The 26,732-nt window shown below is 58.0% G+C and carries 26 protein-coding genes; 11 read left to right on the top strand and 15 right to left on the bottom strand.

Features of this window, described 5'->3' with window-relative positions:
• Nucleotides 1-34: 34 nt before the first annotated feature.
• The 7 genes from AC1RM7_RS09340 to AC1RM7_RS09310 all read left to right on the top strand — a co-directional run bounded on the left by AC1RM7_RS09340 (nucleotide 35) and on the right by AC1RM7_RS09310 (nucleotide 7,753).
• On the top strand, nucleotides 35-1,672 hold the full coding sequence (locus tag AC1RM7_RS09340; protein ID WP_002713032.1) for an FAD-binding oxidoreductase: 1,638 nt from the start codon (nucleotides 35-37) through the stop codon (nucleotides 1,670-1,672).
• A gap of 45 nt (nucleotides 1,673-1,717) precedes the next feature.
• Nucleotides 1,718-2,401 carry a glutathione S-transferase N-terminal domain-containing protein gene (locus AC1RM7_RS09335; RefSeq protein ID WP_024920873.1) on the top strand — a complete coding sequence of 228 codons (684 nt, stop codon included), beginning with the start codon at nucleotides 1,718-1,720 and terminating at the stop codon, nucleotides 2,399-2,401.
• A gap of 125 nt (nucleotides 2,402-2,526) precedes the next feature.
• Nucleotides 2,527-3,393, top strand: coding sequence for a VOC family protein (locus tag AC1RM7_RS09330; protein ID WP_024920872.1), 867 nt, complete (start codon nucleotides 2,527-2,529; stop codon nucleotides 3,391-3,393).
• Between the two features lie 98 nt (nucleotides 3,394-3,491).
• Nucleotides 3,492-4,922, top strand: coding sequence for an FAD-linked oxidase C-terminal domain-containing protein (locus tag AC1RM7_RS09325; RefSeq protein ID WP_492281028.1), 1,431 nt, complete (start codon nucleotides 3,492-3,494; stop codon nucleotides 4,920-4,922).
• 30 nt (nucleotides 4,923-4,952) lie between these two features.
• The gene (locus AC1RM7_RS09320; protein WP_024921944.1) at nucleotides 4,953-6,140 is read left to right on the top strand and encodes an FAD-binding protein; all 1,188 of its coding nucleotides are present in this window, start codon (nucleotides 4,953-4,955) and stop codon (nucleotides 6,138-6,140) included.
• A gap of 18 nt (nucleotides 6,141-6,158) precedes the next feature.
• Nucleotides 6,159-7,460 (top strand): glycolate oxidase subunit GlcF, encoded by a 1,302-nt coding sequence (gene glcF, locus AC1RM7_RS09315; RefSeq protein WP_002713027.1) that lies wholly within the window; start codon nucleotides 6,159-6,161, stop codon nucleotides 7,458-7,460.
• A gap of 155 nt (nucleotides 7,461-7,615) precedes the next feature.
• On the top strand, nucleotides 7,616-7,753 hold the full coding sequence (locus AC1RM7_RS09310; protein ID WP_157133520.1) for a putative HlyD family type I secretion protein: 138 nt from the start codon (nucleotides 7,616-7,618) through the stop codon (nucleotides 7,751-7,753).
• Between the two features lie 229 nt (nucleotides 7,754-7,982).
• Here the strand turns inward: AC1RM7_RS09310 and terL are convergent, their stop codons facing one another.
• The 4 genes from terL to AC1RM7_RS09290 all read right to left on the bottom strand — a co-directional run bounded on the left by terL (nucleotide 7,983) and on the right by AC1RM7_RS09290 (nucleotide 13,658).
• Nucleotides 7,983-9,929, bottom strand: a complete 1,947-nt coding sequence (gene terL, locus AC1RM7_RS09305; protein WP_024921945.1) for a phage terminase large subunit — start codon at nucleotides 9,927-9,929, stop codon at nucleotides 7,983-7,985.
• The gene (locus AC1RM7_RS09300) at nucleotides 9,929-10,393 is read right to left on the bottom strand and encodes a DUF5681 domain-containing protein (RefSeq protein ID WP_244434391.1); all 465 of its coding nucleotides are present in this window, start codon (nucleotides 10,391-10,393) and stop codon (nucleotides 9,929-9,931) included. Before AC1RM7_RS09300 ends, terL begins: the two co-directional genes overlap by 1 nt.
• Nucleotides 10,308-11,747, bottom strand: a complete 1,440-nt coding sequence (locus tag AC1RM7_RS09295) for a site-specific DNA-methyltransferase (protein ID WP_034459206.1) — start codon at nucleotides 11,745-11,747, stop codon at nucleotides 10,308-10,310. The genes AC1RM7_RS09300 and AC1RM7_RS09295 overlap by 86 nt, the downstream gene beginning before the upstream one ends.
• A gap of 360 nt (nucleotides 11,748-12,107) precedes the next feature.
• Nucleotides 12,108-13,658, bottom strand: a complete 1,551-nt coding sequence (locus AC1RM7_RS09290) for a L,D-transpeptidase (protein ID WP_024921947.1) — start codon at nucleotides 13,656-13,658, stop codon at nucleotides 12,108-12,110.
• 267 nt (nucleotides 13,659-13,925) lie between these two features.
• Here AC1RM7_RS09290 and AC1RM7_RS09285 point away from each other — a divergent pair, with 267 nt between their 5' ends.
• On the top strand, nucleotides 13,926-15,119 hold the full coding sequence (locus AC1RM7_RS09285; protein WP_024921948.1) for a M15 family metallopeptidase domain-containing protein: 1,194 nt from the start codon (nucleotides 13,926-13,928) through the stop codon (nucleotides 15,117-15,119).
• Nucleotides 15,120-15,220: 101 nt separating this feature from the next.
• Here AC1RM7_RS09285 and ccoS read toward each other — a convergent pair whose 3' ends face one another.
• The 8 genes from ccoS to ccoN are packed head-to-tail and all read right to left on the bottom strand — an operon-like array spanning nucleotide 15,221 to nucleotide 22,223.
• Nucleotides 15,221-15,421, bottom strand: a complete 201-nt coding sequence (gene ccoS / locus AC1RM7_RS09280; RefSeq protein ID WP_006021866.1) for a cbb3-type cytochrome oxidase assembly protein CcoS — start codon at nucleotides 15,419-15,421, stop codon at nucleotides 15,221-15,223.
• Nucleotides 15,418-17,694 (bottom strand): heavy metal translocating P-type ATPase, encoded by a 2,277-nt coding sequence (locus tag AC1RM7_RS09275; protein WP_024921949.1) that lies wholly within the window; start codon nucleotides 17,692-17,694, stop codon nucleotides 15,418-15,420. The genes ccoS and AC1RM7_RS09275 overlap by 4 nt, the downstream gene beginning before the upstream one ends.
• Before the next feature lie 49 nt (nucleotides 17,695-17,743).
• Nucleotides 17,744-18,538, bottom strand: coding sequence for a DUF2189 domain-containing protein (locus AC1RM7_RS09270; protein ID WP_024921950.1), 795 nt, complete (start codon nucleotides 18,536-18,538; stop codon nucleotides 17,744-17,746).
• A 6-nt stretch (nucleotides 18,539-18,544) separates the two neighbouring features.
• Nucleotides 18,545-18,793, bottom strand: coding sequence for a hypothetical protein (locus AC1RM7_RS09265; protein ID WP_051472555.1), 249 nt, complete (start codon nucleotides 18,791-18,793; stop codon nucleotides 18,545-18,547).
• A complete protein-coding gene (gene ccoP / locus AC1RM7_RS09260; protein ID WP_024921952.1) occupies nucleotides 18,790-19,671 on the bottom strand; it encodes a cytochrome-c oxidase, cbb3-type subunit III in 882 nt (293 codons plus the stop codon). Before ccoP ends, AC1RM7_RS09265 begins: the two co-directional genes overlap by 4 nt.
• Nucleotides 19,662-19,832 carry a cbb3-type cytochrome oxidase subunit 3 gene (locus tag AC1RM7_RS09255; protein ID WP_006021861.1) on the bottom strand — a complete coding sequence of 57 codons (171 nt, stop codon included), beginning with the start codon at nucleotides 19,830-19,832 and terminating at the stop codon, nucleotides 19,662-19,664. Before AC1RM7_RS09255 ends, ccoP begins: the two co-directional genes overlap by 10 nt.
• A 2-nt stretch (nucleotides 19,833-19,834) precedes the next feature.
• Nucleotides 19,835-20,563, bottom strand: coding sequence for a cytochrome-c oxidase, cbb3-type subunit II (gene ccoO, locus AC1RM7_RS09250; protein WP_024921953.1), 729 nt, complete (start codon nucleotides 20,561-20,563; stop codon nucleotides 19,835-19,837).
• Between the two features lie 4 nt (nucleotides 20,564-20,567).
• Complete coding sequence (gene ccoN / locus AC1RM7_RS09245) at nucleotides 20,568-22,223, bottom strand: cytochrome-c oxidase, cbb3-type subunit I (RefSeq protein WP_024921954.1); 1,656 nt, start codon at nucleotides 22,221-22,223, stop codon at nucleotides 20,568-20,570.
• A gap of 316 nt (nucleotides 22,224-22,539) precedes the next feature.
• On the opposite strand from ccoN, the gene AC1RM7_RS09240 reads away from it, so the two are divergent.
• Both AC1RM7_RS09240 and AC1RM7_RS09235 read left to right on the top strand, forming a co-directional pair.
• On the top strand, nucleotides 22,540-22,968 hold the full coding sequence (locus AC1RM7_RS09240; protein ID WP_006021858.1) for an RrF2 family transcriptional regulator: 429 nt from the start codon (nucleotides 22,540-22,542) through the stop codon (nucleotides 22,966-22,968).
• Between the two features lie 25 nt (nucleotides 22,969-22,993).
• A complete protein-coding gene (locus tag AC1RM7_RS09235; RefSeq protein WP_024921955.1) occupies nucleotides 22,994-23,482 on the top strand; it encodes a group III truncated hemoglobin in 489 nt (162 codons plus the stop codon).
• On the opposite strand, the gene AC1RM7_RS09230 is transcribed toward AC1RM7_RS09235, so the two are convergent.
• Nucleotides 23,457-23,909 carry a hypothetical protein gene (locus AC1RM7_RS09230; protein ID WP_024921956.1) on the bottom strand — a complete coding sequence of 151 codons (453 nt, stop codon included), beginning with the start codon at nucleotides 23,907-23,909 and terminating at the stop codon, nucleotides 23,457-23,459. The two genes, AC1RM7_RS09235 and AC1RM7_RS09230, sit on opposite strands and share 26 nt — an antisense overlap.
• A gap of 164 nt (nucleotides 23,910-24,073) precedes the next feature.
• Between AC1RM7_RS09230 and AC1RM7_RS09225 the strand changes: the two genes are divergently transcribed.
• Complete coding sequence (locus tag AC1RM7_RS09225; RefSeq protein ID WP_006021855.1) at nucleotides 24,074-24,811, top strand: cyclic nucleotide-binding domain-containing protein; 738 nt, start codon at nucleotides 24,074-24,076, stop codon at nucleotides 24,809-24,811.
• A 258-nt stretch (nucleotides 24,812-25,069) separates the two neighbouring features.
• Here the strand turns inward: AC1RM7_RS09225 and AC1RM7_RS09220 are convergent, their stop codons facing one another.
• Together AC1RM7_RS09220 and AC1RM7_RS09215 are read right to left on the bottom strand one after the other, a co-directional pair.
• Nucleotides 25,070-25,711, bottom strand: a complete 642-nt coding sequence (locus AC1RM7_RS09220; RefSeq protein WP_024921957.1) for an alpha/beta hydrolase — start codon at nucleotides 25,709-25,711, stop codon at nucleotides 25,070-25,072.
• On the bottom strand, nucleotides 25,711-26,646 hold the full coding sequence (locus AC1RM7_RS09215) for a ring-cleaving dioxygenase (RefSeq protein WP_024921958.1): 936 nt from the start codon (nucleotides 26,644-26,646) through the stop codon (nucleotides 25,711-25,713). Before AC1RM7_RS09215 ends, AC1RM7_RS09220 begins: the two co-directional genes overlap by 1 nt.
• Nucleotides 26,647-26,732: the final 86 nt, after the last annotated feature.

Raw genomic sequence — 26,732 nt, 5'->3', positions numbered from 1 at the left:
TGGTTCAACACAAGCGAGGACAAGGAGCGAAGCAATGAATGCACCCCTGAATATGCCAAAAGGGCAGCGTAGGAAGTTCTGGAGTTGGGGTTACGAAGGCCAAGACATTCCCGAGTCTGAAGTGAAGTCGATGCACGAACGCGTCGCCAAGCGTCTCGGAATGAGCGATTTCACAGTTCTGCCGGATCCGACTCTTGACGAGATCGAGTTGCGCGCTCCGCGGATCAAGCCACCGGCGTCCCTTGCGAGCTTCTGCACGACGGAAAAGTGGGATCGCGTCTCGCATACTTATGGCAAGAGCTTCCGCGATCTGGCCATGATCTACAAGCGCAAGTATCCGAATCCGCCGGATGTCGTGGCCTATCCTCGTGACGAGAAAGACATTGCGGCCGTTCTCGACTGGTGCGGTGAAAATGGCTACGCGGCCGTGCCTTTCGGCGGCGGATCAAGCGTCACGGGCGGCATCAATCCACCGGACGACAGCAGCTACAAGGGCGTGGTCACGATCGACCTCGAGAATCTCAATCGCGTTCTGGAGGTAGACCCGACCTCGCGTGCTGCTCGTATCCAGGGTGGCACGTTCGGTCCTTCGCTCGAGGAGCAGCTAAAGCCGCACGGCTTCACATTGCGCCACATCCCGCAGTCCTGGGAGTTCTCAACACTCGGTGGATGGATCGCGACCCGTTCTTCCGGTCACTATGCGACGCATCTGACTCATATCGACGACATGGTGGAGAGTCTGCGCGTCGTCACGCCGACCGGCACGATCACGAACCGCCGGCTGCCGGCCTCGGGCGCCGGTCCGAGCCCAGATCGCGCCTTCATCGGATCAGAAGGTACGCTTGGAATCATCACCGAAGCCTGGATGCGTCTACAGGGCCGGGTGAAGTTCCGCGCCAACGCCTCTGTGTCGTTCAAGACTTTCTACGAGGGTGCGAAGGCCGTTCGGCAGATCACCCAGGCCGGTCTTTATCCCGCAAACTGCCGCTATCTCGATGAGAAGGACGCGTTCTTCTATGGAGCTGGCGATGGCACGGAATCGGTGCTGCTGATCGGCTATGAATCGGCCGATCATCCGGTCGATGCGTGGCTGGATCGCTCGCTGGAAATCTGCAGGGATTTCGGCGGTACGGTGAAGCAAAAGGCCGGAACGGGCAGCGATGCTCTCGAAACCAGCCGATCGGGCGCGCAGGGCAGCTGGCGCAACCAGTTCCGCTATCTGCCCTATCTCATGCACGTTCGCGCGGCCATGGGCATTGTCAGCTTCACCTTCGAAACGGCCTATACGTGGGACAAGTTTGAGGCGCTCGACACGGAAGTCATGCGGCGGGTGGCTGAAGCGGAAAAGAAGATTTGCGGTGGAGGCATTGTCTGCCGTCGCTTCTCGTTCCTTTATCCGGATGGACCGGCGCCGTACTACTCGATCATGGCTCCGTCTTCTCACGAGAAGAACATTGAGCACTATGCGGCCCTGAACAAGGTGGCTTCCGACGCCTTGCTCGAACTCGGCGCCACCATCACGCATCACCATGCCGTCGGACGCAGCTTCCGGCCCTGGTATGACAAGGAGATCGATCCGGGCTTCATCCGCATGATGCAAGCCAACAAGCGCGAGATCGATCCAAACTGGGTGCTCAATCCAGGCATTCTGTTCGACAAGCCCAAGGCTTAAATCGAACGACATTATCCATTCGGCTGTTTCGCAGGACGTTGGTATATGATTGACCTCTACTTTTGGACCACGCCGAATGGATACAAAATCACGATAATGCTGGCCGAACTCGGCCTGCATTATCGGGTTCTGCCGATTGACATCACCAAGGGTGATCAATTCGGCCCCGAGTTTCTCAAGATCAGTCCGAACAACAAGATCCCGGCCATTGTCGATCATGATGGCCCGGACGGGAAGCCGCTGTCCGTTTTCGAGTCGGGGGCCATCCTTCTGTATCTTGCTGAGAAGACCGGCAAGTTGCTGCCGTCCGATGCGCGGGCACGGATGGAAGTCATTCAATGGTTGATGTTTCAGATGGGCGGCGCCGGACCTATGTTGGGTCAAGCTCATCATTTCCGGCGTTATGCGCCAGAGCAGATTCCTTATGCCGTCGAGCGTTACACGAAGGAGGCCGCCAGGCTTTATGGTGTGATCGATCGTCGCCTGGCCGACCGCGAATATCTCGCTGGCGACTACTCGATCGCGGATATTGCGACCTTTCCCTGGATTCGGCCCTATCGATGGCAGGGACAGGAGCTTGACACGTATCCCAATCTCAAGCGCTGGTTTGACGCCATCAAGGTTCGTCCCGCTGTGCAGGAGGGGTTGGCCGTCATGTCCGAGACGAAAAAGTGGGAAGCAAAACCGGGCACGGAATCCTGGAAAAACATGTTTGGCGCGAAAGCGTGACAACGAAGAGATGGCAATCACGCCATCGGCCGCGGGCTGTTCGTCGCGGAGATACATAACGAATGCGGTAGATCGACCGGAAGCAATCGCGCCTTGCCTTAGAATGCCAACAAGGGATTTTTGGGATGTTGACAACGATCGATCGCGTGCAGATTGCCACGCGGGACGCCAAGAGCGTTGCGGAAACCTGGCGCCGCAGACTGGGCGCCGAGGAGATTTCCTCGGACCTTATCAAGGCGCTTCGGGCCAGACGGACCACGCTGCGCGTAGGAACAGGCGAAGTCGAACTTCTGGAGCCGGATGGCACCGGGATTGTGGAGCATGAACTGGTCCGGCGCGGGCGGTCTCATGTTTTCGGCGCCGGAGCGACATCGTTGGATATGTCCGGCCTCGCCAGCAATGCGATCAATGCCGGTGCCCAGCACATCACAGAGGGTGACCAGGATTTCATTCGCATCGAGATCGAAGGCAGCCCCGTGCACTTTGTGATCTCGCCGCTACGCGACGTGAAGCCGGCAGGAAAGCTGGATTTCTTCTACGAAGTCACATTGCTCGCGGCGGACCAAGCCGCCGCGGTGAACCAAATTTCGCGCGTCTTCGGATTGAACAAGGAGAGCTTTGTTACGATCACGTCGGAGCTCTTCGGATATACCGGCGTTCTCACTCTCTTTTCTCCGGATCGTCTCGATAGATTCGAAGTCATCACCCCCACCGATGCGTCCAAGACGATGGGCCGATATTACGAGCGTGAGCGCGCGTCATTCTATATGGCATACGCTGAGAGCCATGAAGTAGGCAGCATTGAGCGGGCAGCACGGGCGGACGGCGCCGGCCTCACCCTGGATTCGCGGGAGGAGCAGCAGGAAGGCCGGGAGCCCGAACAGATCTGGCTTCATCCGAGTGCGCTCGATGGAATGATGCTTGGCATTTCCAGGCCGACGCTCGCATGGAAATGGTCCGGACACCCGGAGCGTGTCTTGGCTCCTGGCTAGAGGCTGGAGCGTGCACTGACATCAAGATCCGTGTTGGACGAGATGGAAGATTCTCTCTCGAACCTTGAAGTGCCCAGCCGCGTGTTCCGATGAAGGGGATGCTCTTGAACGCGATCATGTTTTCCGAGCCGAACAAGGACATACTCGATCGCCGTGAAGCCATCGTGGAACATCTGGCGCGCTTTGTTTCGTCCAATGGGCTTGTCACGGACAGGGATGAGTGCAGGGCGTACGAGACCGACGCGTTCACCGCCTACCGCAAGATGCCGCTGGCCGTTGTGCTGCCGGCATCGACGAACGAAGTCAGTGCTGTTCTCAAGTTTTGCCATGACCACGATGTGAAGGTCGTGCCACGCGGCGCGGGCACCTCGCTTGCAGGAGGGGCAATTCCGACCGAGGACTCCATTGTTCTTGGGCTTTCAAGAATGACCGGCGTCCTGGAGATCAACTATGATGATCGCTTCATACGCGTCGAAGCGGGCGTCACCAATCTAAAAATCACCGCGGCGGTCGCGGACAGGGGCTTTTTCTACGCGCCGGATCCGTCGTCACAGCTTGCTTGCACCATCGGGGGCAATATCGCCAACAACTCGGGCGGTGCGCATTGTCTGAAATACGGTGTGACGACCAACAATCTTCTCGGCGTCAGAATGGTGCTTATGGACGGAACGATCATCGACCTTGGCGGAAACAGTCACGATAGCGGCGGTTTGGACCTGCTTGGTGTCGTGGTTGGATCTGAAGGTCAGCTTGGGGTCGTGACCGAGGCTACCGTCCGGATACTGAGATCTGCCGAAGCCGCGCGCCCCGTTCTGTTCGGATTTTCCTCATGCGATGGAGCTGGCAACACAGTTGCGGAAATCATCGCGGCTGGAATCATTCCGGTCGCGATTGAGTACATGGACAAGGCCGCGATCGAAATCTGCGAAGCCTTTTCCAGGGCGGGGTATCCGCTCGACGCTGAAGCGCTTCTGATCATCGAAGTGGAGGGCTCGAAGGCGGAAATGGACGCGACGCTTGAACGGATCATATCGATCGCGCGAGCCAACGGGGTGCAGACGGTGCGGGAGAGCAGATCCGCGATTGAAACAGCGGCCATATGGAAGGGGCGGAAGTCGGCGTTCGGCGCGACCGGGCGCGTTGCGGACTACTTGTGCATGGACGGTACCGTGCCGACGGGGAAGCTGTCCTACGTGTTGGCGCAGATCACCGAGATCGTGAAGCGCTACGGATTGCGTGTAGCTAACGTCTTTCACGCCGGCGATGGGAATATGCATCCTCTTATTCTCTATAACGCCAACGATCCGGCGGAGCAGTCGAAAGCGGAAGCTGCAGGCAACGACATTCTCAAGTTATGTGTTGAAGTCGGTGGTTGTCTCACGGGAGAGCACGGTGTCGGATTGGAGAAGCGCGATCTGATGAGATATCAATTCAACAGGATCGATTTGGACCAGCAGATGCGCTTGCGTGAAGCGTTTGATCCAAAATCGTTACTCAACAGAGACAAGGTGTTTCCTATTGACTGCTGAAATCAAGCGTAACGCTGGACGAAATTTCCCATGTCAGGAGATTTGAAGCCGCACGACGAAAAGAGTCTCTCCGAGTCGATCAAAATGGCGGGCGCATGGAATGCACCGCTCGTCGTCCGCGGAGCAGGCAGCAAATCGCAAATAGGCAGGCCGAACGGATATGCGACATCCGTTACAACCCAGCGCATGCGAGGAGTATCGATCTATGAGCCGACAGAGTTGGTGATCGGAGCTCTTCCCGGAACCGCGCTGTCCGAGATCAACGAGACACTGGCAAGCCGGAATCAAATGCTGCCGTTCGAGCCGATGGATTATCGGGCGCTTCTGGGTGGCGATCACGAGCCGACGATCGGCGGAATCGCGGCCGGAAATGTTTCTGGTCCGCGACGGGTCATGGCTGGAGCCTGCCGCGACAGTTTGATCGGCATACGGCTGGTCAATGGCCGCGGCGACATCGTGAAGTCTGGCGGCCGGGTTATGAAGAACGTGACAGGTCTCGATCTGGTCAAGCTCAATTGCGGAGCGTGGGGCACCTTCGGTGTCTTCAGTGAAGTTATTTTCAAGGTTTTGCCAAAACCGGAATCGACATCCTCGCTCGTCCTGCGCGGATTGAACGATGCGACGGCGATTGCCGCATTGACGGCGGCCATGGGATCTCCATTCTCCGTTTCCGCAGCAGCGCACCTGCCGAAGGAAGTGGTGTCCGAACCCCTGACCATCGTCCGCGTCGAAGGCTTCGAATCGTCCGTGATCTATCGTTGCGGGGAAATCGCCAAGCTTTGGCGGCCATATGGAGATGCAGATCTTCTGGAAGAGACGGTCGGCACGGATGTCTGGTCGGACGTGCGGGATGCGCGGTGGCTGGTCGATCCTGCTGAGAGCGCCATATGGCGGCTTTCGCTGGCCCCTTCGAAGGCGCCCGGCGTCATTGACCACATCAAACGAGTGCTGGATGCGCGTCATTTCTACGATTGGGGCGGCAGTTTGGTTTGGCTCGCTGTCAACGCATCGGAAGATGCGGGCTCGACGGTTGTCCGGAACGCGATGCGCGGTCTCGGCGGTCACGCGACGCTTCTGCGCGCATCGCCCCAGGTGAGAAGCACCGTGGATGTATTCGAGCCGCTTTCACCGGCGCTTACTGAGCTGACCCGAAGGATCAAGCTCGCGTTCGATCCCGACCGTATTCTCAATTTCGGAAGAATGTATTCCGGCATCTGAGATAGAAACAGGAATTCCATGCAAACGAACTTCTCGCTGGTCGCGCTTGCCGAGTCGCACATGCGTGAATCGGAGAAAATTCTCCGTGCTTGCGTTCATTGTGGTTTTTGTACCGCCACATGCCCGACCTATCTGTTGCTGGGAGATGAACTCGACAGTCCGCGCGGGAGAATTTACCTCATCAAGGATATGTTCGAGAATGAGAAGCCCGCAAGCGAGAAGGTGGTCAAGCATATCGATCGCTGCCTTTCCTGTCTTTCGTGCATGACCACATGCCCCTCAGGGGTCCACTACATGCATCTGGTGGATCATGCGCGGGCTCACATTACAGAGACCTACAAACGTCCCTTGATCGATCGTGTTCTGCGGAGCGCACTGGCCGCGGTGTTGCCGAATCCGAAATGGCTCAGGCCTGCGCTGTTCGCGGCATCGGTTGTCAGGCCGATAAAGAAATGGCTGGTTCGGCTCCCCGGCGGGACACAACTCGGCGCGATGATCGATCTCGCTCCGGCTTTGAGGCCGCGTAAACATGCTCCTCCGGAATTGAACGAAGGAAACCGGCGCGGCAGGGTTGCGATCCTGACAGGCTGCGCCCAGCAGGTCATCGCTCCCGGTATCAACGACGCTGCGATCCGGTTGTTGAGGCGTCACGGCATCGAGGTGACAAGTCCGCGTGGTGAGGGGTGTTGCGGCGCGCTTGTGCACCATATGGGTTATGAAGATTCAGCCCTGGATGCGGCTCGGCGCAACGTCGATGTCTGGACACGCGAGCTAGACGAGAATGGACTCGATGCCATCATCGTCACAGCGTCGGGTTGCGGAACGACCGTCAAAGATTATGGGTTCATGCTTCGCGAGGACAAGGCGTATGCTAGCAAGGCTGCGCGCGTGTCCGAGCTTGCACAAGATATCTCGGAATATCTTCATACACTTCGACTTCAAGGCCCGACTAGAGCTACAGGGCAATTGGTCGCATATCATTCGGCCTGCTCGATGCAGCACGGTCAGCGCATCGTGGATCAACCGAAATCCCTTCTGACTCAAATGGGGTTCGTTGTTAGTGATGTTCCAGAAGGCCACATCTGCTGCGGCTCGGCAGGCACGTACAACGTTCTGCAGCCCGAGATCGCCGGCCAGCTCAGGTCGCGCAAGGTAGCCAATATCGAAAAGCTGAAGCCACAGATCATCGCGAGCGGCAATCTCGGGTGCATAACGCAAATCGGCGCCGGCACGGCTATTCCGATTGTTCATACGGTGGAGTTGCTTGATTGGGCTACCGGCGGTCCCTTGCCAGATGCAATGGAAGGTAATTTCGACTAAGTAGCGTGAGGCATATCAGACGTCCGAAGTAAGGTCGCGAAAGAGCTCAGAGAAATTCAGGGAAAGTATGCAGAGCTCGTCGAGTACAAAGTTGCTGCCGGAGAACAACTCAACGCATCGACATACGAGCTCTTCAAGATGGCGTTGTACACCAATTGGAAATCCATGCGGTTGGGGGAGCCAATGCCAACCAGCCGCTGATGTTGATCGTTCCAGAGACCTATCAATCAACTGTCGAAGCCAAGGTGCCATCGCAAGATATTAACCAGTTACGCGTGGGGCAGCCATTGTGATGCGCTTTGCCGCGTTCAACGGACGATGCCAGAAGTCAAAGGCTTCGGCACGCTTTTCTCAGCCGATGTAAATCAAGACCAGAAAATGAACATGAGTTATTACGTCGTTCGCATAAGCTTAACGGCTGAGGAAACGGCTCATCTAACGGACTTGGATTAATAGCAGGCATGCCTGTCGAGACTTCCGGATCGCAGAAATGCCAGCGTAGTCGCTAGATTTTAAGATTTCTCATCCTACCCAACCCAAAGTGGTGTCATACCCCGTACCACCGTATTGGAGAGCCAGACTGATGCTATCTACGATGTCATCGGTTTCGCCGTGCGGATAGCTGAGAAGTTCTCTTTCGACCAGAGACATGAACGAAGCTTGTTTGGGAAACCGCACATTGCCATCTTTAAATTTGGATTGCTGGGTATAGAGCCGACCTCTTCGATCTTGCTCGATAGGCTGAAGTTTAATTGACGCGCGCCGTGGTAAGCCGCGCTCGCGTTTGAGTGCTTTTGCTATTGCAGTTTCCTCCATCTGGATCTGCTCTGGGTCGTACTTTTGTACGAGTTCGACGAACACTTTGCACAGCTGGGGGTATTCGTAGATGCCCCGCTCTACGTGCAGCAAATAATATTTGTCGCCAAGTCGCATCCAAATTGTGCACACAGTCCAGTCACTCTGCCCGCCATCGTTAAGGGCAGTGTCCCAAGACATAAAAACGCGCTTATACTGCTGATCCTCTGGTAGCTCGCTGTAATAATGAAACCACGGTTGCTTTATGAGATTGCCGGACCATCTAGGATTTTGAGCGATCCAAGCTAATGCGTAGACCGTGGAATCGACCTGATCGTCATAGTTGGAGCTCGGGAATGAAAGCAGTTCGGTTAAGTAGGTATCGAGCCAATCTGCTGCCTTTGGAAATAGAACGAACCCGCTTTCGATCACCGACGTTTGGCCATACAATCGCATGATCTTATTACCGTCCAAGGACGGCGCGGCCTGCACTTTCGAAAGGCCTTCGGAGCGGAGTTGTTGGATTAAAGAAGACCCGGATGACATGTCTTCAATCAAAACGACCGTCGCATGGTGACGCTCAGCTTGGCTTTCGACGGATTTCTTTAGATCGGGGAATGAAAGTCTTTTGCGAAAAACGTCTAGCAAATAAGCTTTTTTGTCCTTAACCCCCCAAGTCGTGCAGACGCTGAAATTTGCAATTTCAGTATCCTTCACGGCTGTATCCCAACTTTGAAGAATTGTTCCGAAATCGTCAGGCTTTTCGTTTGCCGTATAGAATTTTAGCCACTCGCGCTTGACGATGTGGCCTTCCGGCGGTTGCGGGTTCTGTTGATACTGGGCAGCAAAATGATATGGCGTCACTGACGCGCGAAGCGTATCTAGGGACGATCGCGGCATCAGGGATGGTTGAAGAATATCTCCTGCCTTTCGACGAAACTGGGTCGTTTGGTACGGTGTTCGAATTTCATAGGATTCGTCTTCTTCGGCGAGTGCCGAGAACGATAACACTCGCCAGTTTTCCATCTTCTGGACATGGGCGACCAGATCATCGGCGTGCAATCGCTGCATGACTATGATGATCGCACCTTCGACTTGCTTGTTGAGACGGCTGCGCAAGGTGTTATTGAACCATTCGTTCACGCCTTGGCGTCGTGCGTCAGACAATGCTTCATCAGCTTTCAAAGGGTCGTCGATCACGATGACGTCTGCGCCACGACCCGTAAATCCACCTCCGACCGACGTAGAGAACCGGAAGCCACCCTGTGTGGTTTCGAAATCAGCTACGGTGTCTCTTTTGCTAGAAATTCTGGTGTTGAACAGGGCCTGATAAAATGCACTGCCCATGAGGCGACGAGACTGTCGGGCCAGAGTATCGGAAAAATCCTGGGCGTAAGAGACGCATGCCACCTGCTTCTCCGGAAAGTGTCCCAGGAACCAGGCAGGGAACGCGATGGATGCGGAGTGAGATTTCAAGTGCCGCGGCGGAACATTGATGATCAGACGTTTGCAACTGCCGTGGGCAACATCTTCGAGGGCTCGAGCAATTAATTCCTGATGCCAGTTGTATTCGAATGTCGCCGCTGGATTGAGCTCAAGAAAGGAACGATGGATGAATGCAAGCAGATCCTGCCGATAGATTTCGGCCACCATCCTTGCCGGAGATAGAGTCATCAGTCGCTCTCCCGCTGATCGTATGGCCGCAGGCGCTTGTAGATTGCCCGGATCACTATTTGATCGGTATCGCTAAAAGGATATTCGGAAGGTCTGGCTGCCTCGGCACGCGCTTCGATGTCTGCAATCACGTCGATGAATTTCAATAATAGCTTTTCATTTCCCGTTGCACCTGCGTTTGCCAAATGTATCGCCGCTGCTTGTGCTTTAGATATTTTCCGCCGTTTCCCGTCGATGGCGACGGTGACTTGATCGCGCGCAGCTTCCATTACGAGAGTAACGATATTCTTGCTGCCCTTGGGGCGACCCGGTCGAGGTCGGCCATCGCCTTTTCTAAATTGGGTATGTTTCGGCGGCTTGCCGCGTCCAACCGAATATTTATCTTTCTTTTCGGCCGGAGCGTCGGTGTCGTGCGTTGCTCTTGCGCGAGGCCTTTGCTTTTCCTTCGAGGATTTTTTGTCGATCCGACTTTTTTGCTCTGATGTTAGCCGTTGTACCCGCTTGACCATTCTTGTCGTGCTCCGTCCGCGTGGCCTTAACTCGATCGAAACTCAAGCCAGATTCTACATGTATGGCTTTCAGGCTATAGATCTCTTTGAACCGTTGAATGATGAGATCAGCATAATGCGAATCCAGTTCAATGCCGTATCCATGCCGGCCGGTCTTTTCAGCCGCGAGCAATGTGGTGCCGCTGCCGGCAAACGCATCCAGAACGATGCCGCCTCGTTTTGAGCAATCGAGAATGGCGTCGCTGACCAGTGCAAGTGGTTTCGGTGTCGGGTGCCCGGCAAGCGCGGTGTCCCGGTCCTTCCCGAAACTGCTCATGCCGGGATAATGCCAAATATTTGTTCTGCTTCGTCCGAAGCGCCCCAGTTCAACATTATTGATGTGCTTGGCGCGGCCATTCTTATAGACAAAAACGAACTCGTGAGCGGAGCGGTATAAGGAACCCATACCGGCATTGCTTTTCGACCAGACGCAGATGTTCTTGAGTTCCGTATATACATCATCGGCAGCATCGGCCAATTCTCGAATATGCCGCCAGTCCATGCATACGAAATGGATTGAGCCGTCGACGCTGAACGCGGCGAGGTTCTTCAAGGCGCGCCGCAGGAAGTTCGTGAACTCCTGCCGGTTCATCTCGCCTGATGCCATCGCAAATTCCCGGTGCTGCTTTTTGCCCAGACCAGAAACATTGCCTGCAATCGGCACGTTGTAGGGCGGGTCAACAAACACCGCTTGTGCCCGTTTGCCCTGGAGGAGGCGTTTATAATTTTCCGGCTTGAGGGCGTCTCCGCATAGTAGAACGTGGTCGCCGATCTGCCAGCAGTCTCCGTGCCGCGATACCGCGGGAAGGGAGCGATCGATCTCAGGGAGGGCATCTTCCTCGTCTGGTCCACTGTCGCCCGCCTGGCCGACGATCAGATCGATCTCGGCCATCTCAAAACCAGTGACCGTCACATCGAAATTCGGCTGGACGGAAAGCTCCTGCAGTTCAAGGGCAAGCAGGTTAGGGTCCCATCCCGCATTCTCTGCAAGCCGATTGTCGGCGATAACATAGGCCCGGATTTGGGTTGGGCTGAGGTGGTCGACCCTGACAGTCGGAACGTCCGCCATGCCTAGGGATATGGCAGCTGTAATCCGCGCATGGCCCGCTACGACGCCGTCCGAGCCATCGATCAGGACGGGATTGATAAAACCAAATTGCTGGATGCTGGCGGCAATCTGTTTGATCTGCCGGGGCGTATGCGTACGGGGATTCTTGAGGCGAGGTTTGAGCTTGCGCGGGTCTTTGTATTTGATGGCCAGCGTGCTCAAAGCGCCCCCCAAGCCTGATGTGCAAAGATTGTGCACTCACGAATCGCGAATCAAAAATATTGGGAAAGCCTCCCATTTCTTTGGCTGATTTTCCCAATTCTACGATGTGTTTTCCCAATTATTTTTTTGTCCGGATTCCGCAAAATTGGCCTCTGCCGCAGGGGGTTTTCTGCATTTTGCAAATTCGAATCGCACTATTTGCGCGATTTTCCCATTATTTGTCCCATTTCCGCCGCGAGACTGGTTGGGTAATCACTGCGTGCACCACCAACCATATCAATAGGTTGAGAGCGCATTGAGAGATGTCTTCGGTCCCGGCGCAACGTCGGACAGCCAGGTTAACGCGCGCCGGGCCGCGTCTTACCACCAGCCTCGTTGCATCGGAACGTAGAACTGGCCGCCGCCCCGGCGCGGTGGCGGATTCGGATTGCGCTGAAAGAAGGCGTCGAAGCCGCCGTCGTCCTGCCGGCCGCTGCCCCAGCCGTTGTCGTCCGCCATCAGAACCTCGCTTGGCTTGCGCGTGATGAAGCCGCCTTGAGGCTGGTCGCTCAGCACGACGACAAATTCGGTTCGATAGTTGGTTTCTTCGCTCAGTGGCTCGTCTGAAATGACGATCGAGGATCGCGGCAATGCGGTCGGCGCAATGCGGTCCAAAATTTCCTTCGGGATGGTGATGCGGTCGAGTGCGTTTTTTGCGCCATCGCTGTTGTCGATGGAGACGGCCGTCCAGCGCAGACCTGCGTCGTTGCGCGCCACTGCCGTGAACACGTGCGTGCCGAGCGGTTTGCCGGGATCGCGGATCGCGATTGGAACTTCGATGCTCGCATCGAACACTTCGCCGCCGCCGTCCGGCGCCGGCTTGTGCGTATTACGCCGGACATAAAGAGTCCGCGTCGCGCGGCTGATGTAGATCGAGACCGGCTCGACAGCGAGCTTTGCATCCAGCGCCGCTTTCGCCGTGTCGGCTTTCTTTGTCTGAGCCGTCTTGGCGGCTTCCTTCGCGGCGCTGGCTGCATCGAGCTTCGATGAGGCGTTCGCGTTGTCGGCGTCGAACCGGGCCGCCAGTTCCGCTGCCTTGGCGGCAGCCTTCTGTTGGCGCTCCTCGGCCTTCGCCCTGGCTTGATCGGTCTTGGCGGTGGCCACGGCTTTATCGGCGGACACAACCTCGGCGTCGGCCCGCGCCTTGAGCCGTTCGAGCTTACGCAGAGACGTTGCGAGCAGAGCGGATTCTCGGGCGGCTGTGGCGGCAGTCTTCTTGGCCTCCTCGGCCGCCATGGCGGCGTCCGCGGCCTCGCGTGAAAGCGTCTGGGACTTTGCCGGAGCAGCCGCGATGACCTCCGCGTTCGGCACGAATAGCGATAGCGACGGATGAGAAAAGTCGGCTGGGGCCGCATCGTCCGGCGAAATGATCACCCGCATTCCGATACGGGTCATGTCGAACAGCTTCTCAGCAAAACCGAAAGGCATCCGCACGCAGCCGTGCGAGGCCGCATAGCCGGGCAGCGGTCCGCCGTGCAATGCGAGGCCGTTCCAGGTGATGCGCTGCATGTTCGGCATCGAGGCATCGTCGTACATATTCGAGCGGTGGTCTTTGTTTTTCTGGACGATGGCGAAGACGCCAGCGGGCGTTTCGCGCTCCTTGACGCCGGTCGACACAGGCGCGCGCATGATCCAGCCCTCGGCGTCATAGATCGTAACCTGCTGGCTCTTGATCGATACGATTGCCATGATCGGCTCGCCTGCCTCGCGCGGCGCTGCGGTCTCGGCAGGTTGCGCGCGGCGTGCCGGTTTCGCTGCGGCGTCGGCGGTCGGGGTCAGCAGTGCGGCCATCGCTGCAAACATCACCACGGCGGATGGTCCCCAACGACGCATCGCCGTAGTGGATTTCGCCGACGTCAATCGATCCACCATTCCATTCCCCGTTGCAGCGCGTGTCTGCCGCCGTGACCAACCTCACATATCCGACTCGTGAGAAACAAGCATGCTCGCCGTTGAAGTTGGCGCAAAACGGACGGCGAGCGCTCGCAGGCCTGCCATCCGACGCCGTTGCTTACAGGCAACACTCCCGGGAAAAGGGTAGGGGCCGCCCGGTTAGGCCATTGCGTGGCCATAACCTTGCTCGAACAATCAAGGGCGTCCGCATGTTTGGCTGTGCAGTCCGGTTCCGATGAGGCTGGAATGATGAACCTGCAGCGACCTTCAGTGCAAACCCCTGTGCTGCGATCCGCCGTTTTTGCGACCGGGATTGTCGGCCTGCTGGCGACGGGGTCAGAAGCACCCCAAACAGCCGTCGCCGCTCCGCGCGAGGATATCAGCTCTCACTCCACGGAATACCAGCTCGGGGGTAGATCACAGCCACGCTCAGTGCTCAATGACGATCTTGCGCAAACCGATGCCGCGATGGGCGAACTTGCAGACGCAGTTGCCGAAGCACTCATCGCTTTGGACAGGCAGATCCTGGTTGTCAAAGCTGCCTCGATCAATTCGCCGGATGTGCCGCTAACGCCACCAGCGCCTGTGCAACTCGCGAGCGTGGATCCGTTGGACGTCCAAATCGGCGAACCAAACAAGGCTATGGACTCCATAGAAATTGTCGACGAGTGCCTGGCGATGGAGATATGCGTCGATCGATATCTGTGGGCTCTCTATGAGAGGACGCTCAAGGAAGACACCATTAAGGTGCCCGAACGGAGGAGTGTTACCGTCAAGCGCAGAGGCAAGATGGTGACCGTGACCAGAACGTTCACCAAGCTGGTCGATCAGGATTTCGGATGGAAGGACCCGAAGGCGGCGGAACGAGTCCGCATGTCCATGCAGGACTATGTGATCGGCGGGATGGACCGGAGCTTCAAGCTGAAATTGTTTCATATGCTTCACGCGGCGGAGGCCGCGGGTCTTTCGCCCGGCATCACCAGCGGATTCCGTGACGACTACCGTCAGTCGATCGCAAGCGGTCTTAAGGCGGCGAGCAACAGGTCGTATCATGGCGGCAGCTTGCGCGGCGGTTATGGGCATGGGCTCGCGGCCGATGTGGTGAGTGTCGACGGCGGGACGCGCAATCAGCGATGGGCTTCCTCCGACAAACTCTGGAAGTGGGTCGATGCGAACGGGAGGGGGTTTGGCATCGGGCGCCCGTATCTCGGCAGGGACCCGCCGCATGTCGCGCCGGTCGATGGCGAGGAATTTGCAAGACACAGCCACGGCACCAAACAGGCGGCATCGGACGTGAAGAGGACAAAGAAAATAGAGGTGAAGAAGGGCGACGTGAAAAGGGCCGACGTGAAGAAGGTGAAGCGCGTTGCCACGCGCGACCACTCACGCCCCGTGAAACGCCCGAGAACTGTAGTCGCTTCAAAGCTGAAAGCGAGCTGATTAGCTTCGGTCCGCTTGGAACGAAGCACTGGCGACTATTTTCGAATATCACGGGGCGCCAGCAAAATCGTGCGGCAGGTGATTGAACGGGAATTGTCCAGTCAATTGCCGGCGCGGTCCACGTGTTCGATTCGTGGAGGCGGGGTGGCCTTTCCCGGGCCATTCTGTTCGTCAAACAGAATACGTTCGGCCGCTCCGGCAAGATCATCATATTGCCCGCTTCTGAGCGACCACATGAAAGCTCCGAGTGCTGCGGCTCCAAGTGCGAGCGCGATCGGAATCAGATAGAAGAAATCAGTCATCGCGCCTCCTCCACCCGAAGCGCATACAAGTGGCTGGCGACGGGACTATCCGCGCGCAGCTTTTTGTCAGGGCGTGAGCCCGTCAGACGCAGGGCGTTGGCGATCACAATCAGTGAGGAAGCCGACATCGCCACGGCGGCAATCAGCGGCGTGACATGGCCGAGAATAGCAATCGGCACGGCAATCACATTATAGCCGATTGCGAGAGCGAGGTTTTGACGCACCAAGTGTCCTGCGCGGCGTGCAACACCGATTGCCAGAGGCACCGCAGTCAGGCTTTCGTGCAGGAACACCAGATCGGCGGTATTGCGGCTTACGTCGGCCGCGGAAGCCGGCGCCATGGAGGCGTGGGCGGCGGCCAATGCTGGTGTGTCATTGAGGCCGTCGCCGATCATCAGCACGCGCCGTCCTGAAGCCGTCAGCACTGCTATGTGATCCGTCTTGCCACCAGGTGAAACGCCGGCGAGATAGGCGACGTCGAGCGTAGCGGCGAGGTGGCGCACAGGTTCGTCGCGATCTCCTGATATGATCTCGACGCGGTGTCCCTGGGACAAAATCTCCGCAACGCTCTGGCAAGCGTCCGGCCGCAGATCGCTATCGAAATGGAATGCGCCTCGCAGCCGTCCGTTTTCCGACAATACGACACCGGAGGACGAGTCGTGCTCAGATCCATCAGTCAGGGCCCAATCGGGTCTGCCCAGCCGGTACTGTGTTTCACCAATGCGGGCTTCAAGACCAGCTCCCGGAATTTCGGAAATCCCGGTCACAGCCAATGGCGCAACACCGCTGTTTCGACCGGCCGCGGCGATGGCGCGTGAATAGGGGTGACGGGAGTGTGATGCGATCGACGTTGCGATAGCAAGCGTAGCTGGATCGACGGACTCGCCATTGGCGAGTTTCATGCGATCGAGGGTCAGTGTGCCGGTCTTGTCGAAAACCACGGTGTCGATCTCGGCCATGCGCTCCAGCGCACCGCCGTCCTTGATCATGATGCCGTGTTCGAACAGCCGGCGAGCCGCAACGACCTGTACCATGGGAACGGCAAGACCAAGCGCGCATGGACACGTAATGATCAGAACTGCAATCGCGATGGTTATCGCCCGGTGTGCATCGCCGGTGGCGATCATCCAGCCGATGAGTGTCAGCAAAGCGGTGAGATGCACGACGGGGGCGTAGAGCCGCGACGCGCGGTCGGCGATACGGCGATACACGGAGCGGCCTGCTTCGGCAGCTTCCATCATTCGTACCATTTCCGCGAGGAATGAGTCCTTCGCAGCCGCGGTGGCGACAATGGTCAGAGGTCCCGTCAGGTTCAGCGTTCCGGCTGAAAGCATTGCGCCTGCAACGGCCGGTTGCGGCCGGCTCTCTCCGGTAACGATGGCGCAATCGATGTCCGATGTTCCCTTGATCACTTTAGCATCGACCGGCACGCGTTCGCCCGCAGGCAGGATGAGGATCATGCCTTGCTGGATTTCGCCTACGGGCAGATAGGTATGCGCGCCGTCGTCGTGAACGACAAGCGCTCCGCGCGAGGCAAGGCGAGCAAGCCCGTTGACGGCATCACGAGCACGCTCTCGCATCATGTGATCGAGCGTCCGGCCGATTAGCAGAAAGAACAGCAGCGAGATGGATGCATCGAAGTAGGCATGAACGCCATGGGTGATCGTCTCATAGAGGCTCATTCCAAATGCGAGCAGCACGCCGATGGAAATTGGGACGTCCATATTGGTCTGGCCATGACGCAACGCGCTCCAGGCGGACTGGAAGAATACATGGCCCGAATAAATTAATGCAGGACAGGCGATCAACGCGGACAGCCAATGAAACATGATGCGGGTATCCGGCTCCGCGCCGACCCAGATCGCGATCGATAGTCCCATGATGTTGCTGGCTGCGAATCCGGACACCGCAAGCGCGCGTATCAGCTCCGTCAGCGTCTCATCCTGGCCATCCGCGTCGAGATCGTTGAGATGAGCGTGATAGCCAATCCTCTCCAGCGTCTCGATGAAGGGCGGTGGCGGCTTGTCGGTTTCCCAGCGGACCGAGACCCGTTTCGTCGACAGATTGACGCGCGCCTGCTCGACGCCGGGAAGCGCACAAAGCGCTGTCTCGATCTTCTGGATGCAGCCGCCGCAATGAATCGAAGGTATGGACAGATCTGTCTGGCGAATTCCGTCGCTGACAACATGGCTGGCGAGCAGCAGTTCGTCATCCGCGATATGCGGATTAGTTATCGCAAGAGCGAGTTCGGCGCCGGGTGCGCAGCAACTCATCGGCTACTCCATCTCCGCGCCGTAGCGCGGCCTTCGCGGCGGCTATGCTTTACGATGCTCCGGCTGAAACGGCTCGATAGGCGTGCCAGGTGCCGTGCCCGAGCACAGGAAACACCACGATCAGTCCGACAAGCCCGGTGGCCAGGCAAAGAAGAAACAAAGCGAGGACAAGGGCGCCCCATGTCAGCATCACCGGCAGGTTGTTCCAGACCAGTGCTGTGCTCGTTCCCATGGCTGTCAACGCATCGACGCGTTCGTTCAGAAGCATCGGAATAGAGAATGCGCTGATTGCAAACGAGAAGGCCGCGAACAGTCCCCCGATGGCACTGCCGACGACAAGCATCGCCCAACCGGTGGGCGTGGTGAACAGCATCGAAGCGATGTGATCGAGGCCGGGAAACGGCACCAGACCGAAGAACAATGCATAGACGATGACTGCGGCGCGCATCCAGGTGATCATCAGCAGACACAGCAGCACCCCCGCGAACAAGATTTGCCCGCCGGACTTCGGCTTGACGAAAATCATCCGCGTGAGGCTTACCGGCAAGCCAGCGGCCAGCCGCCGGCTCTTCTCATACAGGCCGACGGCGAGAATCGGACCGACAACCATGAACCCGGCGAAAGCCGGAAACAGGATGTAGTCCCATCCAAACCGGAATAACCCGATAACGATTGCGATCGATACCAGAAATATCATCAAGCCATATGCAAGGCTCGAAGCCGGTTGCACGGCGAGATCACGCCAGCCAGCCGCCAGCCATGTGAAAGCGTCGGATGGGGCCAATGACCGATTCCAGCGGTTCTTGACCGGAAGTGGTGGCACAAGGCTCGGGATCATGGTCATGCGAAGTTACTCCGCCGATAGTTTGGTTGGCTTCGCGGCTTTTGGCGAACAGGACGACTTCGCCGCGCTGAAGCTGTTATTTCCTTCGCTCGCCTCACCACGACGCACGTGATCGACGCACTCCGGCTGCGAGGTTACAGCGACATAAAGCAGGTGCGCATTCGCACCAATAAGCAGAATAAGGCCGAGCCCAGTCACCAGCATGATGAATGGCTTCAACCTCAGCCGGGCAGGGGATGTTGCAGCGTCCATCATTGGCCGGTCGCCCGTTGGTCGAAAAGGTAAAGCGCGAGAATTTTACGGTCGAGCGGTGTCAGGCGGCTTTCCCACGTTGGCATGCGGCCCTGCCGGCCGCTCCAGACAGTATTGAGAATGGATTGCCTGTCGCCGCCATAAATCCAGGACTTGTCGGTCAGGTTGGGCGCTCCGAGGTCGGTCTTGCCCTTGCCGTCGTCGCCGTGACAGGCGGCGCAGGTCGCCGCGAATACGGTCTTGCCAGCCTCGATCTGCCCCGGCTTTGCGTCTTTCGCGGTAGAGGGGGCGGACAAGGTCTGCACATAGGCGACGACGTTGTCGACATCGGCCGACGGAATCATCTGGTCGTGACCGAATGCGGGCATCTGCGAGACGCGCGTGTCCGGATGCGTTGAATTGATACCGACGCGGATCGTCTCCGCAATGGCTGCAGGATCGCCGCCCCATAGCCATGACGAGGTGGTGAGATCAGGGAAGCCTGGGCCGCCCTTCGCGTTGAAGCCATGGCAGGCGGCACAGTTGTCGCCGAACAACGTCCGTCCTGACTGGCGAACGATATTCATCAACCGCGGATCGGCCTGAATGGTCGCATAGCTGTCGGTTTCGATCTTTTTCGCCCATTGATCGCGGCCGAGCGCAGCCTGCTTGAGCGTATCCTGCAGGTTCTGCCGGTCATCAAGCCCAAGCAGTCCCTTTGTGTAGGTCACACCGATCGGCCACGCCGGCATCAATACCCAGTAGCCGAGCGAGAACAGGGCCGTCAGGACGAGGAAGAAATAGACCGGACGAGGGACCGGCGTATTCAATTCCTTGATGCCGTTCCACTCATGTCCGGTGGTCATATAACCGGTATGAAGATCGCGTTCTTCTACCGCCATGGCTTGTCCTCATCGCGCAAAATGGAAGTCGCGGCGCGATCGAAGCTTTTTCTGTTCGACGGCCAGTAGGCGTAGACCAAGACGATGATCGAGAGCGCGATCAGGTAGAACAATCCGAACGACTTCGAAAACCACACCAGCGTGTTGTGCTCGACATCCATGACTATTTCGCCTCCGCAACGGGCTTGTACGCGGCATCTGTCAGCCGGCCGAGAATCTGGAGATAGGCGACAAGCGCGTCCATCTCGGTCAGATCGCCCGGCTTGCCGTCGAACGCGCGAACATTGGTGGCCGCGCCGTACCGCTTCGTCACGCCCTCCGCGAACGGAGTGTCCGGTGCAGCCTGTCCGTAGGTGTCGGCCGCGGCATTCGCGATCATGTCATCGGTGTAGGGGACACCGACTGCGCGTTGCGCCTTCAGTTGCAACCCCATGTCATCCGTCCTTAGCGAGGTCCGTGATAGCCAGGCATAGGCGGGCATCACCGAGACGGACATCACGTCACGTGGATTGTTGAGATGGGCGACGTGCCACTCGTCCGAGTACTTGCCGCCGATACGTGCCAGATCAGGACCGGTGCGCTTTGAGCCCCACAGCATCGGATGGTCGTATTTCGACTCGACGGCCAGAGAGTAGGGACCATAGCGTTCGACTTCGTCGCGCAGCGTGCGGATCATTTGCGAGTGGCAGGCATAGCAGCCTTCGCGGATGTAGATATTGCGGCCGGATAGCTCTAGCGGCGTGTAGACGCGCATATCCGGTGCGTTCTCGACGGTCTGGTGGATCGTGAAGAGCGGGGCGATCTCGACCAGTCCGCCGATGCTGGACACGATGACAATGCCCAGAACAAGGCCGATGGCTTTCCGCTCAAGTTTGTAATGCAGTCCGAACATCGGTTTATTCTCCCGCCTGAAGGGCAGGCACTGCGGCAACTGCCGGGCGATCGCCCGTTGTTTCCGGCTCAACGCTTGAGGCCGCCGTCTTGATGGTCATCCAGATATTGTAGCAACCGACCATTGCGCCGATGAGGAACAGGAGGCCGCCAATCGCGCGGGCAATATAGTAGGGCCGCATGGCAACCAGCGAGTCGACGAAGGAGTAGGCCAGCGTGCCGCTCTCGTTATAGGTCCGCCACATCAGTCCCTGAATGATGCCGGAATTCCACATTGCGAAGACGTAGACAATCGTGCCAGCAACGGCGAGCCAGAAGTGAACTTCGACAAGCCTCGGCGAATACATGGTTTTGCTTTTCCACAACCACGGCACGGATGCGTAGATCGCGCCAAACGAGATCATCGCCACCCAGCCGAGCGCCCCGGCATGGACATGGCCGACGGTCCAGTCAGTGTAGTGTGAGAGCGAGTTGACGGAGCGGATCGCCAGAAACGATCCCTCGAAGGTTGTCAGTCCGTAGAACACCGCTGCCACCATCATGAAACGCAGCGTGGCGTCGTCGCGAACCTTGTCCCAGGCGCCGTTCAGTGTCAGCAGCGCGTTGGCCGCAGACGCCCATGACGGTATGAGTAACATCAGCGAGAAGGTCATGCCCAGCGTCTGCACCCACTGCGGCAATGCCGTGTAATGCAGATGATGCGATCCCGCCCACATGTAGAAGAATGTGATGCCCCAGAAGCTGATGATTGACAGGCGATAGGAAAAGATCGGCCGGCCCGCGCGCACTGGCAGGTAATAATACATCATGCCGAGAAAGCCTGCCGTCAGGAAAAACGCGACGGCGTTGTGGCCGTACCACCATTCCGTCATGGCATCCTGCACGCCGGCGAACAGCGAGTAGCTTTTGGCGTGGCCGAAGGACACCGGCACAGCCAGGTTGTTGACGATATGCAAGATCGCAACGACCAGTATGAAGGCCATGTAGTACCAGTTGGCCACATAGATGTGCGGCTCTTTACGCCGGGCCAGCGTGCGCAGGTAGATGCCGAAGTAGACCACCCAAACGATCACGAGCCAGATGTCTGCGTACCATTCCGGCTCCGCATATTCTTTCGACTGCGTAATGCCCATCATGTAGCCGGTAACGGCTAGAACGCAGAACAGGTTGTAGCCGAGCAGCACGAACCATGAGCTGAGCTGGTCGGGAAGCCGGGCGCGCGATGTGCGTTGCAGGACGTAAAGCGAAGTCGCGATCAGGGCGTTGCCGCCGAATCCGAAGATGACGCTCGTGGTGTGGACCGGCCGCAGCCGTCCAAAGCTCGACCATCCGGCATCGAATGTGAGTTCGGGCTTGACCAGCAGCCACGCCACCCAGTCGCCGACGAACAGGCCGAACACGGCCCAGACCATAGCCAGAATGATGCCTAGTTTGGTCGGATCGTCGTAGTAGTGGGCCAAGCGTTCGTCGCTGGGCTCCGGCTCGTAATAGACCGAGATGATCTTGAAGATTCCGGCAAGCGCGGCCAGCACGATCAGCAAGCCGTGCGCGCCAAGGATGTCATCCCTTCCCGCGACACCCAGCGCCAGTCCGCAAAGACTGACGGCAAGCAGAATAAACAGCGCAAGCTGTCGCTCGCTTTTTGTAAGTTGCCCCATCATCACTATCGCCCGTTCCAGCCAATTTGGGCTGGCTCCCTGCAATTAAAATCAAATGCGCGCTGGCCGTGTCGATGAGCGCACCAAGCTTACGCCCCGACTTTGGAACCTGGAAGTCTATTAAAACTGCTGCAGCACCTCGGGTTGCTTCTCTTAGGCTATGCCAATGATCGCCGTTGTCTTTGCGCCAGAGCAAAGACATCAGTCCTAAATCCTGTCGCCTAGCCTCCGAAAAAGCTGAAGCGGCATGCGGATCTGAGCTTCCATAAAGAAATATTTTATATATATCTTATTCAGCAATCTGGATTCAGAAGCCGCTATGCGATTGACCAATTTCTCGGACTACGCACTACGCGTACTGCTTTATGCCGCCGCACGTCGCAACGCATTGATCACAATCGAGGAAACGGCGCAGGTCTATGGAATATCCCGGGCACACCTCATGAAGGTCGTGAACCAGCTGACGCGCGCCGGTTTTCTGAAGGCGGTGCGCGGACGCTCCGGCGGACTCGAGCTGGCCAGGCGCCCTGAGAAGATCAGTCTTGGCGACGTGGTTCGGACCACCGAGCCGGACTTTGCGCTGGTCGAATGTTTCTCGCCCGAAAACAGGTGTCTGATCACGCCGCGCTGCCGCTTGCGGGGCGTTTTGAATGAGGCGTTGGCGGCTTTTATTGCAACGCTCGACCGCTATACGCTGGCCGACCTGGTTCTTCGCCCCGAGGATTTTGGAATTCAACCGGCTGCGTGAGCCGCGGCCCATTGAGGATCGAAAAATGAGTGATTTGGAAGCAGGTGGACCTGAGCGCCGGGCGCGGATCACAGCCGATATCATGACAAAAACCGGCATCGATGAGCCAATGATCGAGCGCCTCGTCAGGTTGTTTTATCAGCGCATCCAGGCTGAGCCTGTGCTCGGACCGATTTTCGCGACGAGGGTCACGGACTGGGAGCATCATATCGCAAAACTCTGCGCGTTCTGGTCTTCGGTTGCGCTCATGACCGGCCGTTATCACGGACAGCCGATGAGGATGCATATGGCTCTCCCGGTAAGCGGGGCACATTTCGACCGCTGGCTTGAACTGTTCGAGGGCACGGTTGCGGAGGTATGTCCACCGGCCGCGGCTGCGCATTTTATGGAGCGTGCGCGGCGGATTGCGGACAGCCTTGAACTGGGAATTGCAACGACGCAGGGCAGGATCGACGCCCCAAGGCACTTGCGCTCGCAGTCCGGGCAGCTCAGTGGCGTCGTGTGCTCGGGATAAAACTTATGCGGCTGGCCGATAGGTCGTAGGCGGTGGGGCAGGCGCCCGGCACGCCGGTCCTGCGGCTGAAGGGTTGTTCGAGGCTGATGGTCTGGCAGGAGAAGCGGGCGGCAAGTTCGTTTGCGCTGGCGATAATGGCTTCGTCGATCAACTGGCCAGGCATCCGTGCGACCACGAGATTGCCAAGACATAGTTTTTTACGTGCCCGCAGATCGATATCGATCCGGTATCCGAATAGTGCATGAATAAGGCCACGGCGATCCCGGATGGCGATCAGGCCGGTGCGATCCGATGGTTGGCGGCATCGACGCCGAGCGAAGCGCAGCCATTCTTCCAGCGATATGCTGGCGTCATGCAGATAGACCAGCGGGTAAGCGGACTTTGCGTCTTTTAGGCCGATCGAATGCGCTTGAAAATGCTGATCCATCGCCAAGTGAGCCCGCCGCCGACCGTATCCAGTAAAACGGCAGATTGGACGGTTCGCGGCCCTTCCGGCATTGATGTGCATCAACTATCTGGCGCTTTGACATAGATCAAAAATGCTGGACGATTGCGTATATATAGAGAGACAGGTCAACACGGGCGGCATCGATGGACAGGTTTGAACAGTGCACAGCGGCGGGCGAGCCATGCAAGCACAATCGAAGCAGTGCCGGATGCGCCGAATGCAGCGTTCGCCTGGTAAGCGTTTGTGGCGCTCTCGAATTGTCCGAGCTCGAGGCGCTGGAGCGCATCAGTCAGCCGACGACCTTTGCGCCCAAGGTGATGCTGTTCGATCAGGGGGCGCTTGCCAGCCACGTTTTCAATGTGACCGAAGGTGTCGTGCGACTTTACAAGTCGCTGCCCGATGGTCGGCGTCAGATCATGGGATTTGCATTGCCTGGCGATTTTCTCGGCCTTGCTTTGATGGATCGTTACGGCGTGACGGCTGAGGCCATCACACCCGTCAAAGTGTGTCGCTTCCTGCGTTCGTCGTTCCTGTCTTACATCGACGGCAAGCCGCATCTGCTGCGAAGGTTGCACGAATTCGCCGGGCATGAGCTCAGCCTCGCACAGGATCAGATGCTGTTGTTAGGCCGCAAGACGGCAGAAGAGAAAGTTGCCGCCTTCCTTGTCAACCTTCAGGCTCGCTACGCTAGAATCGGCCCGATGTCGGTCACGGTTGCGTTGCCGATGGGACGGCAGGACATTGCGGATTACCTGGGACTGACGATTGAGACGGTGAGCCGGACACTGACGAAACTGGCGCGCGAAAAAACCATACTCATCGTGCCCGATGGTGTGAGGTTGCTTAGCGCAGAGCGGCTGGATCACCTGACCGCGGCCTGAGCATGTATCGGTTTTGACTTGGCTCAAATGGCCACTTGATCAACAAGCGTAAAAGCTTCTCCACAAGACTGGAGAAGACCATGCCCACAGACACCATTCTCGCTATCGTCCCGGTTATCCTTCTGTTCGCGTTTTTTGCCGCCACTATGGTGTGGGCTGATATCTATAGCCGCAAACAGTGATGCTTGAATCTTGGGAGCGATTCACAACGACAGGATGCGCCCATTACGGACGCATCCTGTCGCTGCCTTAGAATCCTCAGACGGCCGCCGCCTTGTCCGCCTGAAGAAAACGTACGGCCTTGATCCATTCCTGGCCGATGGTCAGGTCGGCTTGCGACAACTGGTGTCCGGTGGGCAGCACCGGATGCTGAACATTCGCACCAGCCTTCGTCAGCAGCGCTGCTAGCTGCGCCGAGTTGGTCGCGGGGATGATCGGATCGAGCTTGCCTGACACGATCAGCACCGGTTTGTCCCTGAGATCGGCCTGCGGCGGTTGCGACAGCGGCACCATCGCACGCAGCAGGATTGCTCCCGCAAGAACATCCGACCGGAGCAGCAACATCGCAGCCGCGATGTTTGCACCGTTCGAGTAGCCAAGCGCGACAGGCGCAGCGATGCCGTAGCGCGCGCGTGCGGATTCAACAAAATCCGCAAGCTCATCAGCGCGACGTCGTACGTCGTCCTCGTCGAACACGCCCTCGGCCAGCCTGCGAAAGAAGCGCGGCATGCCATGCTCGAGCACCTTGCCGCGCGGCGACAGCAGTGCCGATCCCGGCGAGATCGTCTTGCCCAGCGGCAGCAGGTCGTTCTCGTCGCCGCCCGTGCCGTGAAGCAGCAGGAGCGGTGGTGCTTCGAGCCGGTTTCCCGGCTCGAAGCGGTGGATGAAGTCGTTACTCATCACGCAGCCTTTCCAAGCGGAGGCAGCACGGCCTCGATTTCCTTGCGGTGGGCTTCGAGGAACCTCGGCAGTTTCAGATCCTGACCGAGCGTTGCCACCGGTTCGTCCACGGCGAAGCCGGGAATATCGGTTGCGATCTCGAACAGGATGCCGCCGGGCTCACGGAAGTAGACCGACCGGAAATAGTTGCGGTCCTTCTGCTCTGTCGGATGCAGGCTATGTTTCTCGATCAGCTTCTTTGTCATGCCGGCCTGATCGGCATCGTCCTTCGCCCGGAACGCGATGTGGTGAACCGATCCGGTTCCCTGCCGCCCAGGCAGGAAGCCCTTAGCTTCATAGATATCGACCAAGCCGCCGGTGACGAGGCCAGGTGCTTTGAAACGGATCACCGATCCCTCACGAGCAGATTCCTCGAAGCCGAACACGTCGGTCAGGATCGCACCGGTCCGGGCCGCGTTGTCGAGCAGCAAGGTGACGCCATGGAACCCTCGGATCGCGTGTTCAGCCGGCACATCACCGTTGCTCCAGCCTGCCTCGTTTTCCGCGCCCGGAACGCCGACCAGCGCGAGGCTCATGCCATCGGGGTCGGTGAACGGCAGTACGGACTCGCCGAACCGCTTTTCCAGCGCTTCGTGGGCGATACCTTTCTCGATGAAGCGATGCGTCCAGTAGCCCAGCGAGCGGGCCGGAACGCGGAAGGCGGTCTGCTGGGTCTGGCCCACGCCGCCGCGGCCGGGCGCCGCGCCTTCCCAGGGGAAGAACGTGAGGATCGTGCCGGGGCTGCCGGCCTCGTCGCCATAATAAAAGTGATAGGTGCCTGGATCGTCGAAATTGACCGTCTTCTTGACGAAGCGAAGTCCAAGGGCGCGGGTGTAAAAGTCGTAGTTTTGTAATGCGTTACCAGCGATAGCGGTGACGTGGTGAATGCCGGACATGGTGTCTTCTCCTGCGTATGAGGCGGATCAGCCTCTGTTGCAGGAATAATTGGTCGACGCTCGTTTGAAGACAATCAGCTCTTTTA

It is taken from the genome of Afipia sp. GW822-FHT03D08 (genome assembly GCF_058801645.1).
This window is presented reverse-complemented; position numbering and strand designations above follow the sequence as displayed.

What these genes read in the sequence shown, in the direction of transcription:
- AC1RM7_RS09340 (WP_002713032.1), top strand. Translation starts at nt 35, where the DNA reads ATGAATGCACCCCTGAATATGCCAAAAGGGCAGCGTAGGAAGTTCTGG.
- AC1RM7_RS09335 (WP_024920873.1), top strand. Translation starts at nt 1,718, where the DNA reads ATGATTGACCTCTACTTTTGGACCACGCCGAATGGATACAAAATCACG.
- AC1RM7_RS09330 (WP_024920872.1), top strand. Translation starts at nt 2,527, where the DNA reads ATGTTGACAACGATCGATCGCGTGCAGATTGCCACGCGGGACGCCAAG.
- AC1RM7_RS09325 (WP_492281028.1), top strand. Translation starts at nt 3,492, where the DNA reads ATGCTCTTGAACGCGATCATGTTTTCCGAGCCGAACAAGGACATACTC.
- AC1RM7_RS09320 (WP_024921944.1), top strand. Translation starts at nt 4,953, where the DNA reads ATGTCAGGAGATTTGAAGCCGCACGACGAAAAGAGTCTCTCCGAGTCG.
- glcF (WP_002713027.1), top strand. Translation starts at nt 6,159, where the DNA reads ATGCAAACGAACTTCTCGCTGGTCGCGCTTGCCGAGTCGCACATGCGT.
- terL (WP_024921945.1), bottom strand. Translation starts at nt 9,929, where the DNA reads ATGACTCTATCTCCGGCAAGGATGGTGGCCGAAATCTATCGGCAGGAT.
- AC1RM7_RS09290 (WP_024921947.1), bottom strand. Translation starts at nt 13,658, where the DNA reads ATGGTGGATCGATTGACGTCGGCGAAATCCACTACGGCGATGCGTCGT.
- AC1RM7_RS09285 (WP_024921948.1), top strand. Translation starts at nt 13,926, where the DNA reads ATGATGAACCTGCAGCGACCTTCAGTGCAAACCCCTGTGCTGCGATCC.
- ccoS (WP_006021866.1), bottom strand. Translation starts at nt 15,421, where the DNA reads ATGACTGATTTCTTCTATCTGATTCCGATCGCGCTCGCACTTGGAGCC.
- AC1RM7_RS09275 (WP_024921949.1), bottom strand. Translation starts at nt 17,694, where the DNA reads ATGAGTTGCTGCGCACCCGGCGCCGAACTCGCTCTTGCGATAACTAAT.
- AC1RM7_RS09270 (WP_024921950.1), bottom strand. Translation starts at nt 18,538, where the DNA reads ATGACCATGATCCCGAGCCTTGTGCCACCACTTCCGGTCAAGAACCGC.
- AC1RM7_RS09265 (WP_051472555.1), bottom strand. Translation starts at nt 18,793, where the DNA reads ATGATGGACGCTGCAACATCCCCTGCCCGGCTGAGGTTGAAGCCATTC.
- ccoP (WP_024921952.1), bottom strand. Translation starts at nt 19,671, where the DNA reads ATGGCGGTAGAAGAACGCGATCTTCATACCGGTTATATGACCACCGGA.
- AC1RM7_RS09255 (WP_006021861.1), bottom strand. Translation starts at nt 19,832, where the DNA reads ATGGATGTCGAGCACAACACGCTGGTGTGGTTTTCGAAGTCGTTCGGA.
- ccoO (WP_024921953.1), bottom strand. Translation starts at nt 20,563, where the DNA reads ATGTTCGGACTGCATTACAAACTTGAGCGGAAAGCCATCGGCCTTGTT.
- ccoN (WP_024921954.1), bottom strand. Translation starts at nt 22,223, where the DNA reads ATGATGGGGCAACTTACAAAAAGCGAGCGACAGCTTGCGCTGTTTATT.
- AC1RM7_RS09240 (WP_006021858.1), top strand. Translation starts at nt 22,540, where the DNA reads ATGCGATTGACCAATTTCTCGGACTACGCACTACGCGTACTGCTTTAT.
- AC1RM7_RS09235 (WP_024921955.1), top strand. Translation starts at nt 22,994, where the DNA reads ATGAGTGATTTGGAAGCAGGTGGACCTGAGCGCCGGGCGCGGATCACA.
- AC1RM7_RS09230 (WP_024921956.1), bottom strand. Translation starts at nt 23,909, where the DNA reads ATGGATCAGCATTTTCAAGCGCATTCGATCGGCCTAAAAGACGCAAAG.
- AC1RM7_RS09225 (WP_006021855.1), top strand. Translation starts at nt 24,074, where the DNA reads ATGGACAGGTTTGAACAGTGCACAGCGGCGGGCGAGCCATGCAAGCAC.
- AC1RM7_RS09220 (WP_024921957.1), bottom strand. Translation starts at nt 25,711, where the DNA reads ATGAGTAACGACTTCATCCACCGCTTCGAGCCGGGAAACCGGCTCGAA.
- AC1RM7_RS09215 (WP_024921958.1), bottom strand. Translation starts at nt 26,646, where the DNA reads ATGTCCGGCATTCACCACGTCACCGCTATCGCTGGTAACGCATTACAA.